This is a genomic window from Dokdonia pacifica (genome assembly GCF_900188275.1).
In the GTDB taxonomy this organism is placed as follows: domain Bacteria; phylum Bacteroidota; class Bacteroidia; order Flavobacteriales; family Flavobacteriaceae; genus Dokdonia; species Dokdonia pacifica.
On sequence record NZ_FZNY01000031.1, the window covers coordinates 1 to 1,080 of the forward strand.

General features: G+C 40.8%; 1 protein-coding gene. It reads left to right on the forward strand.

The window, feature by feature from the left end; all coding sequences use genetic code 11:
* On the forward strand, positions 1-1,080 hold a 1,080-nt coding region (locus CHB80_RS24355), incomplete at both ends, for an Ig-like domain-containing protein (protein ID WP_143337260.1).

A 1,080-nucleotide genomic window follows, 5' to 3' on the forward strand; every position in this document is an offset into this window, starting at 1 on the left:
TGATGTAGAGGATGACTTTGAGACGACTAATGAGGATACTCCTGTGAATGTAGATGTATTAGACAATGATACTTTTGAAGGAACAGATAATGAAGTTACTGATGTAACTGATCCAGCTAATGGAACAGTGACGATTAATTCTGATGGTACGGTGACCTATACGCCAGATCCTGATTTTAATGGTACGGATACCTTTGATTATACGGTAACGGTAACTAACGCGGATGGCTCTACAACGACAGAGACGGCTACGGTAGTAATTACAGTAGTAGGAGAAGGCGATACTTCTGATGATAGTGCAACTACAGATGAAGATACACCAGTAGATATCGATGTGTTAGACAATGATAACTTTGATCCTACGAGTGATGTAGAAGTAACTGAAGTGACAGATCCAGCTAATGGAACAGTAACGATAGAGTCTGATGGTACGGTAACTTATACACCAGATCCTGATTTTAATGGAACAGATAGTTTTGAGTATACAGTAGTTGTGACCAATGCAGATGGATCTACGGACACAGAAACAGCTACGGTTGTTGTGACTGTTGACCCAGTAGCTGATGTAGAGGATGACTTTGAGACGACTAATGAGGATACTCCTGTGAATGTAGATGTATTAGACAATGATACTTTTGAGGGAACAGATAATGAGGTTACTGATGTAACTGATCCAGCTAATGGAACAGTAACGATAGAGTCTGATGGTACGGTGACCTATACGCCAGATCCTGATTTTAATGGTACGGATACCTTTGATTATACGGTAACGGTAACTAACGCGGATGGATCTACAACGACAGAGACCGCTACGGTAGTGATTACTGTAGTAGGAGAAGGCGATACTTCTGATGATAGTGCAACTACAGATGAAGATACACCAGTAGATATCGATGTGTTAGACAATGATAACTTCGATCCTACGAGTGATGTAGAAGTAACTGAAGTGACTGATCCAGCTAATGGAACAGTGACGATCAATGCTGATGGTACGGTAACTTATACACCAGATCCTGATTTTAATGGAACAGATAGTTTTGAGTATACAGTAGTGGTGACCAATGCAGATGGATCTACGGA